General features: G+C 36.8%; 7 protein-coding genes. 4 read left to right on the forward strand and 3 right to left on the reverse strand.

From position 1 onward, the window contains the following. Nucleotide 1 precedes the first annotated feature (1 nt). On the forward strand, nucleotides 2-298 hold the full coding sequence (locus V6260_RS17080) for a PilZ domain-containing protein (RefSeq protein ID WP_341595346.1): 297 nt from the start codon (nucleotides 2-4) through the stop codon (nucleotides 296-298). 30 nt (nucleotides 299-328) lie between these two features. On the opposite strand, the gene V6260_RS17085 is transcribed toward V6260_RS17080, so the two are convergent. Then, nucleotides 329-1,519 carry a class I SAM-dependent methyltransferase gene (locus tag V6260_RS17085; RefSeq protein ID WP_341595347.1) on the reverse strand — a complete coding sequence of 397 codons (1,191 nt, stop codon included), beginning with the start codon at nucleotides 1,517-1,519 and terminating at the stop codon, nucleotides 329-331. Between the two features lie 140 nt (nucleotides 1,520-1,659). Here V6260_RS17085 and V6260_RS17090 point away from each other — a divergent pair, with 140 nt between their 5' ends. Beyond that, entirely contained in the window at nucleotides 1,660-2,316 is a 657-nt protein-coding gene (locus V6260_RS17090) for an HD domain-containing protein (protein WP_002961440.1), read from the forward strand. A gap of 1 nt (nucleotide 2,317) precedes the next feature. Further along, nucleotides 2,318-2,758, forward strand: a complete 441-nt coding sequence (locus V6260_RS17095; RefSeq protein ID WP_341595348.1) for a VOC family protein — start codon at nucleotides 2,318-2,320, stop codon at nucleotides 2,756-2,758. On the opposite strand, the gene V6260_RS17100 is transcribed toward V6260_RS17095, so the two are convergent. Together V6260_RS17100 and V6260_RS17105 are read right to left on the reverse strand one after the other, a co-directional pair. Then, complete coding sequence (locus V6260_RS17100; protein ID WP_341595349.1) at nucleotides 2,755-3,747, reverse strand: two-component system response regulator; 993 nt, start codon at nucleotides 3,745-3,747, stop codon at nucleotides 2,755-2,757. The genes V6260_RS17095 and V6260_RS17100 overlap by 4 nt on opposite strands. Nucleotides 3,748-3,750: 3 nt before the next feature. Continuing rightward, the gene (locus V6260_RS17105; RefSeq protein WP_341595350.1) at nucleotides 3,751-7,080 is read right to left on the reverse strand and encodes an MHYT domain-containing protein; all 3,330 of its coding nucleotides are present in this window, start codon (nucleotides 7,078-7,080) and stop codon (nucleotides 3,751-3,753) included. 323 nt (nucleotides 7,081-7,403) lie between these two features. Between V6260_RS17105 and V6260_RS17110 the strand changes: the two genes are divergently transcribed. Next, nucleotides 7,404-8,102, forward strand: a complete 699-nt coding sequence (locus V6260_RS17110) for a SprT family zinc-dependent metalloprotease (RefSeq protein WP_341595351.1) — start codon at nucleotides 7,404-7,406, stop codon at nucleotides 8,100-8,102. Nucleotides 8,103-8,172 lie beyond the last annotated feature (70 nt).

Raw genomic sequence — 8,172 nt, forward strand, 5'->3', positions numbered from 1 at the left:
TATGTTTTTTGATGATAAGCGAAATTTCAGGCGTATGCAGGTAAATACAACTGCAAGTTTAACGACTATAGAGCCTATCGCGGGTTTGAATTATACAGCAGAGTGTGTTGATTTGAGTGCGACCGGGTTATCACTGCATTTAGATGACTTGCTTGAATTAGACACTCTCTTATCTGTTGATATAGCATCCACGCACCCAAATATCGCGCCGCTAAAAGCAACTGCGAAAGTGGTACGTGCCAGCAAAGAAGATGATGGCACGGTAACAGCAGGACTTGAAATCATTGAGTTTAACTAAATCGAATTCAGTAAAACTCAATAGTAGATATTAAAAAACCTTACAGATTAAGCCTTTTAAGTAAAAGCCTTCAGGGTAGCTGCCAGCAATTGGATGATCGGCTGCCTGGTTTAATCGCTCCATTATCAGTAGGTCTTTACCTGCATCAAGTGCTGCATCGGCTACTACTTTTTGAAACAAGTTTTGTTCCATTAAACCTGAGCATGAGAATGTTAATAGTGTTCCGCCTGGTTTTAGTATTTGCATGGCAATCATGTTGATATCTTTATAGCCACGACACGCGCCCGTCAGCTGCGCTTTATTATCAGCAAATTTTGGTGGATCCATTACGATGGTATCAAACTGTTTACCTTCGTCGCGGTATTGACGTAGTAATTTAAATACATCCTGCTTAACAAAGCTCACTTTGCTTAAATCTAAGTTATTATGCTCAACATTACGTTTTGCTGTATCTAAAGCGGATTGTGATACATCTACGTTAGTTACATGCTCACATCCACCACGCAGGGCGTATAACGAAAATGTTCCGGTGTAACTAAAGCAGTTAAGGACTGTTTTATCTTTTGAGAAGCGCTCAAGTGCTGCACGGCTGTCACGTTGATCTAAGTAAAATCCTGTTTTGTGACCTTCAATTATATCGACTTCGATTTTTAAGCCATTTTCTTCAATAAGTACAGGCTCTTTTGGTTCGTTGCCCCAAAGAGCGCCTTTTATTGGTTCTAAGCCTTCTTTAGAACGTACATCTACGTCTGAGCGCTCGTATATGCTAGAACCTGGGAAAATAGACATCAACGCGCCAACAATCTCGCCTTTATGGCGCTCGGCACCCGCACTTAGTAGCTGGCACACTAGTACATTACCAAATTTATCGATTGTAACGCCTGGTAAGTAATCAGACTCAGCTGCACATAATCTAAAGCCTGTTAATCCGCCTTCTTCTATTACTTGGCTCCGTGCTTCTAATGAGCGGCGTAAACGGCGTTCAAAAAAGCTTTGATCGATGATTTCTTTTTCGTCAAAGCTCCAAACACGTGCACGAATTTGTGAATGAGGGCTATAAGCAGCAGTTGCTAAAAACTTACCATCGCTATCGTGAATCGTTACTATATCGCCTAATCCAGGTTTACCTTTAATTTTTTTGATGGCTTTTGAAAATAACCAAGGGTGTTTTCTTTTTAATGATTTATCGCGACCAGCTTGTAGGTAAACGGCAGATGACATATGGCTTCTCAGTAGTAATAAATAAGCGCTGTATTTTAGTCAAGCAGGGAGCAACATACAATGAATGTTTTGCAAGGGGGGCATAAAGCACGGTAAAGTACGGATAATTCATTGATTAATTAGCTTTTTGGAACCTAACATTGTCTAACGCCGTTTTAAGCCCCGATTTAGAAATACTTAATTCACAATGTAGAGAATTTATAACCTCTTTAGTGCATGCCGATGTTGCTCACGATATTACGCATATAGAGCGAGTGGTGCGCGTTGCAATACAGCTATGTAATTCAGAGCAGGCAAACATGTCAGTAGTATTACCTGCAGCGTGGATGCACGACTGTGTGGCGGTGGCTAAAAATCATCCCGACCGCGCAAAGGCCTCTACTATGGCTGCTGATAAAGCATTAGAATTCTTAAAATCGATTAATTATGATGAATCACTCTTTGATGAGATTCATCATGCAATTGCAGCACATAGCTTCAGCGCAAATATAAAAATTAAAACAGTTGAAGCGCAAATAGTACAAGATGCCGACAGAATGGATGCATTGGGCGCTATTGGCGTTAGCCGATGCATGAAAGTTGGTGGCTCAATTTCTCGGTTATTATATAACCCAAATGACCCTTTTTGTGTTGAACGTGAGGCTGATGATAAAACATACACGCTTGATCATTTTTTCATAAAGTTATTACATATTGCCGATAGTATGAATACCCCATCAGCTAAAGCAGAGGCGAATAGACGAACAAGGTATATGCATGAGTTTTTAGAGCAATTAAAGTCAGAAATTGGTGAGTAACGTGAATAATACAAGCATACCGAAATTATCTGGCATAGATCATTGCCATTTAAATGTTGATAACTTAGCTAATGCCGTTAAGTGGTATGAGCGGGTTTTAGGTTTTAGCGTAGTACCTGAGCTTGCCTTTTGGAATGAGCATGGGCGAGGCCCTTTAACGCTTGAAGATGCTTGTTCAACCACTCGTTTAGCACTTTTTGAAGGAGAGGGGCGCAGTAAAGGGATTGCATTTTTAGCCACCGGGGATCAATTTATACAGTGGCTCAATCATTTTGAGGGTTTAAATATAAAAGTAGTTTTAGCAGATCATGGTGTAACGTTTTCTATGTACTTTAAAGATGAAAGCGGCAATAGCCATGAAATTACGTCACATGACTATCGTTATATAAAATCTTATTACCCAAATGCTGAGCTTGGCTCCCACAACGCTAAAAGAGTTTAACTTTCTTGATTTGCATTTTTTATAGCAAGAATATCATCTAAGTTTTTTAAAAATAGCTCTATCAGAGCAGGATCGAAATGAGTTCCGGCTTGCTCTTTCATGTGCTGAACCGTTTTTTCTACGCTCCATGCTTCTTTATAAGGACGCTTTGAAGTAAGAGCATCAAAAACATCAGCAATGGCGACAATTCTTCCTTCAACTGATATATCTTCACCCTTTATACCGTTTGGATAACCTGAGCCGTCCCATTTTTCGTGATGTTCAATTGCAAGTGTGTATGCAAGTTGTAATAAAGGCGATGATGAGTTTGTTAGTATTTGACCACCAATTAAAGCATGCTTTTTCATGTGCTCAAATTCTTCGCTGGTTAAGCGCCCTGGTTTTAATAAAATAGCATCAGGGATACCTATTTTCCCTACATCATGCATTGGTGCCGCTTGGCGTAATAACTCCGCTTTGTGTTCTGGCATACCAATTGCTAACGCAAGTATTTTACTATATTGGCTCATACGGACTATGTGCTCGCCAGTATCAGTATCTTTATACTCAGCGGCGCGACCAAGGCGCTGTACCAAATCAACATGTGCTTGTTTTAATTGCTCAGCTTGCACCAATGATAAATGAGTTTTAACTCTTGCTCTGACAATTGCAGGACTGATTGGTTTTGTAATGTAGTCAACAGCTCCAAGCTCAAAGCCTTTATATTCATCACTTTCATCACCTAGAGCGGTCACAAAAATAATAGGGATATGTGATGTTTTAGGATTAGCCTTGATTGTTTGACATACTTCAAAACCATTCATATCAGGCATCATAATATCGAGTAAAATTAGTTTTGGTAGCTCCTTTTCAAGCAATGCCAGTGCAGCACTGCCAGATTTAGCAAATGACATTCGATACTGGTTACCTAGTACTTCGCGCATTACTTTTAGGTTTGCTGGTTCATCGTCAACAATTAATATCCTTGGCCTATCTGTTGTAAAATCCATTAATTAATACTCATGTGTCATTTGTTTAAGTAAAATTTCTAGTTTGATTTGCGCATTGTCAAAATCAAATTCATCAAACGCCTCTACTATTTCAGTAACTTTATTATTTAATTTAGCAGGAGCGTTACGTTGTAGTTTGGTAAGTAGATCATCGTTTAGCTCTGCATTTTGTGCATCTTTGTATAATACTTCGCACAAAGCTGTAACTTCAGTAAAGGAAAGTGTATCTTCACTTATATTATTATCTAATCCATTAGGATTATCACACACATTAGTAGCTAGTAATTGTGAAATAGTAACGAGCTCATCTTTAATTTCTCTTAATATGCTGTTTGCATGCTCAGCACTTTGTTTTTGTTCTAAATTACTTAATAGTTTCATTAATGTAATTAAGCCTAAATTTCCAGCTACACCTTTGAGCGTATGTATTAGGTTCGTTATATCTTCAATATTTGATAGTTTTTCATTGAATAGCATTTCAAAGCGTTTATTACTGTCATTAATAAATTTCGTAATTTCAGTAAGCTGCTTGCACTTAGATCCCCAAAGCGCTGAACCTTTATCGAAATCAATGTGTAGAGCTTGCGGGTCGCTTTGTAATATCACCATTTCTTTAGCTAAACCTAGGCCTAATACTTGTGCTATTTCTTGGTTCAACTGATTAATATCAACAGGCTTATTTGTGAAACCATTCATACCTGCTTTTTTAGCCGTTAGTTTATCTTGTTGTAATACACTGGCAGTGAGGGCAATAATAGGTGTATATTTTAGTTGCCTTTGGTTTTCTATTTCTCTAATTCTATGTGTTGCTTGTATGCCGTCACACTCGGGCATGTGTATGTCCATTAAAATGACATCAAAGTCTTGCTCTTTAAATATTTTAATTGCTTCTAGACCATTAGATGTAGTGGCTACTTCATGGTGATCACGAGAAAGTAAAATTGAAAGCAATTCTGTATTTTGTTCAATATCGTCAACTACAAGAACCCTAAGTGGAGGGAGTTGGGTATGAAGCCCATCAAAATGATCTATTTTAGTTTCATCGCCAATAGCCAGTGGTAATGAAAAATAGAAGCAAGTTCCTTTACCTAACTCACTAACTAAGTTTATATGACCTCCCATTAGCTCAACTAGTTGTTTACTAATAGTAGTACCAAGCCCTGTTCCACCAAATCGACGTGTAGTGGTTCCATCTGCTTGTTCAAAAGGCTGAAATACGGCTTGTATTCGATCTTTTGCAATGCCGATACCTGTGTCTTGCACTTCAAAAAATAGATGTTGATTTTGTGTAGTGCCGACTGTAACTGTCACAGAGCCTTTTTCGGTAAATTTTATTGCATTACCGATTAAGTTAGTCAGGACCTGTCTGAGTCGATCTGGATCACCATAATAGGTCGTACTAACCGATTCTTTAATATGAAGTGTTAAGTTTAAATCTTTCTTTTTAGCCTCAAGCCAAAAAGTAGAGATAATACTGTCTATAACTGGTTTTAGACTAAAGTGAACAGGTTCGATAGTGAGCTTACCGCGTTCTAGTTTTGCAGAATCGAGAATTTCATTTAACAATCTTAGCAATGAACGAGCGGCATTATTTACGGTAACTAAATGTTTTTGCTGTTCTTGATCTAATGGGGTGTCCATTAATAAATCACTAAAACCTATTATAGAATTCATAGGTGTACGAATTTCATGGCTCATATTAGCCATAAAAGATTGCTTAGCGTGAGCAGCTTCCTCAGCTTGTAACTTGGCCTTTTTTAATTTTTCTTCGTACTCTTTACGTTCGGTAATATCAACTAAGACTCCATCGATCCACTCAGGGACGTTATTTGTATCATAACTAAAGCTCCCTTTATCTAACAGCCATAGAATATTACCATTTCGATGGCGAATTCTGTACTCGACAGAGTAATTTTGCTTTTCTTTAACTGCTTTTGCTATGGTTTCAAGAATTGGTTGTTGATCGACTTTTAAAACCAAGTCATTAAACTCAATAGTATGTTCGGTAAATTCACTTGGTGTATAACCGAGTAATTCACTGACGCTTGTGCTTATAAATAGCATGCTCCAATTGGAGTCTAGTTTGCACCTAAAAGCGACACCAGGCATATTATCTATCAATGAACGATATTCTTTTTCTTTTTCCAAAAGGCTTCTCTGTAAAGCACGTTGTTCTGTTAAGTCTGTTATAAACCCCACATACAAAGGATTATTATCTGGCTGTTTTACTTCACCTATACCTAAACGAATTGGGAATATGTGTCCATCTTTATGCTTGGCAAATACATCACGGTTAATACCGATAACTTTCCCTAAATCAATGTTACTTGCATTTGATAAATATTCGTCGTGGTGGGCTGCTATCGAGTCATCCATTAGTACTTTTACATTTTTCCCTTGAACTTGGCTCTCATCCCAGCCAAATATTTTACTAGCCGATTCATTAAAACTTAAGATTATGCCTGTATGATCAATGGTTACAATACCGTCTATTGCAGTACCTAAAATTGCATTTAAACGAGACTCATCAGCAGACTTTTCTTCAAGTAACATTCTGTAACGCACCATGCCATTTAAAACCCCTACGACACTTGTAATAGCAATTGTTGCTGTTGCTACAGCGATAGCTACAAAGGTTAGGCCTGTATTAGCATTAATATCGTCATAAATAAGTGGTGATGTTGCAACAAACCGTGTTGCAGCCATTCCCATATAATGCATACCACTTACAGCTAAACCTAAAATTGTTGCACTAATAAAATTGTTTTGCAGTGATGTTAATGATGGAAGAAGTCGTTCAAGGTTGAGACGGCTATATAAAGCAATAAATGAAAGCCCAACTGCAACAAGAATTGATAAACCAAATGTTAGTGGATCGTATCGAAGTAGGGGGGCAAGTTCCATAGCCGCCATACCACTATAATGCATGGTGCCGATACCTAAACCAAGCAGTACAGAACAAATTAATAGTATTTTTAAGTTTCCATTACTATTTACAAGCATTGATACAGCATACTGACAAGCAAATAATGCAGGTAAAAAAGAAATAAGTGTAATAGTCGGATCGTAATTTATATTAGTACAAAGTGAAAATGCGAGCATACCGATAAAATGCATACTCCAAATACCTACTGAAAAAACAGTAGCAGCGGTCATATTTGCTAGACGTTGATAGCTTGGGAAATGAGTTTTTTTCGCAATATCTATAAGTTTAGCTGTAAAAAAAGCTGCAAAGATAGCAATTAGAACAGACATTGAAACTAAAATGGGATCGTAAGCGCCGTTAATTATTAAGCTCGGATCTTGGTTTGTAATAAAAAAAGCTGATAACATAAGGGCTCAAAATGTAGTCTTTATTTTATGAGTTTAATCTAATTTATTAATAAATAAACTGTTAATTCAATGAAGCTTATAAAACAACGTTTTAATAACTCCATATTATCTTTTATTTATCAATTATTAGGTCTTTGATTGGTGTTTACTTATATCTAACAGCGTTTTTTATGATATAAAAACGCTTAAATGATATATGTGCCAGTGTGAGAGATACCCAAGTTGTATAAAATGGGGGATTGGTGCGTTTTTGCTAGTTAATTGTATATTTAACTACTTAACTCTATTTTTTGCGTGTTAACAGTAGCCATTTGAAATTATGTATGAGAAGTAAAGTGTTTGATTATCAATTAAAAAAAAGCACAAGACGTAAAACAGTTGCTATTAAAGTACACAATAAAAAAGTAACTGTTTATGCCCCATACTTTGTTACTGAAAAACAAATTGAAGAGTGGCTTCGCGGCAAACAACAGTGGGTAGAATCCCAATTAACTAAACAACTTACCTTAATTGATAGTAAGCAATATCCATTTAAAGATAAAAGAATAACTATTTTCCATGAACCTGTTCATTTAAGTTTTGAGCAAGGAGATGAGTCTAAAATTGTAGAAAAAGATAGTTTATTGTTGATCACACACTCTTCACGCGTAAAAAATAATTTACAAAAGTATCAGCAATTACTCGAGAATTATTTAAAAAAGCAACTTACGGCATACATAGAAATGCGTTTGACGCATTTCTGTGCCCTGATGGGTGAAGCACTACCAAATGACTTAAAAATAGCTGTCTACAAGCGAAAGTGGGGCAGTTGTAATAGCAAGCGAGAGCTCACTTTTAATTTGCATCTTATCAGTGCTCCTTATCACGCTATAGATTATGTGATCGTTCATGAGCTTGCTCACTTAAAATATCTAAATCACAGTAAAGCTTTTTGGCAACGAGTTGAAAGATTTTTCCCTGATTACAAAGCATCTTCTAATTGGTTAAAACAAAATGGTATGAATCTACCATGGGTGTTTTGATGTTACTGAATATAGGAATATAGGAATATAGGAATATAGGAATATAGGAATATAGGAATATAGGAATATA

It is taken from the genome of Pseudoalteromonas aliena (assembly GCF_038155085.1).
GTDB classification, from domain to species: Bacteria; Pseudomonadota; Gammaproteobacteria; order Enterobacterales; family Alteromonadaceae; genus Pseudoalteromonas; species Pseudoalteromonas aliena_A.

Excerpts from the sequence above, each read along its gene's own strand:
- V6260_RS17085 (WP_341595347.1), bottom strand. The coding sequence starts at position 1,519 with ATGTCATCTGCCGTTTACCTACAAGCTGGTCGCGATAAATCATTAAAA.
- V6260_RS17105 (WP_341595350.1), bottom strand. The coding sequence starts at position 7,080 with ATGTTATCAGCTTTTTTTATTACAAACCAAGATCCGAGCTTAATAATT.
- V6260_RS17110 (WP_341595351.1), top strand. The coding sequence starts at position 7,404 with ATGAGAAGTAAAGTGTTTGATTATCAATTAAAAAAAAGCACAAGACGT.
- V6260_RS17100 (WP_341595349.1), bottom strand. The coding sequence starts at position 3,747 with ATGGATTTTACAACAGATAGGCCAAGGATATTAATTGTTGACGATGAA.
- V6260_RS17080 (WP_341595346.1), top strand. The coding sequence starts at position 2 with ATGTTTTTTGATGATAAGCGAAATTTCAGGCGTATGCAGGTAAATACA.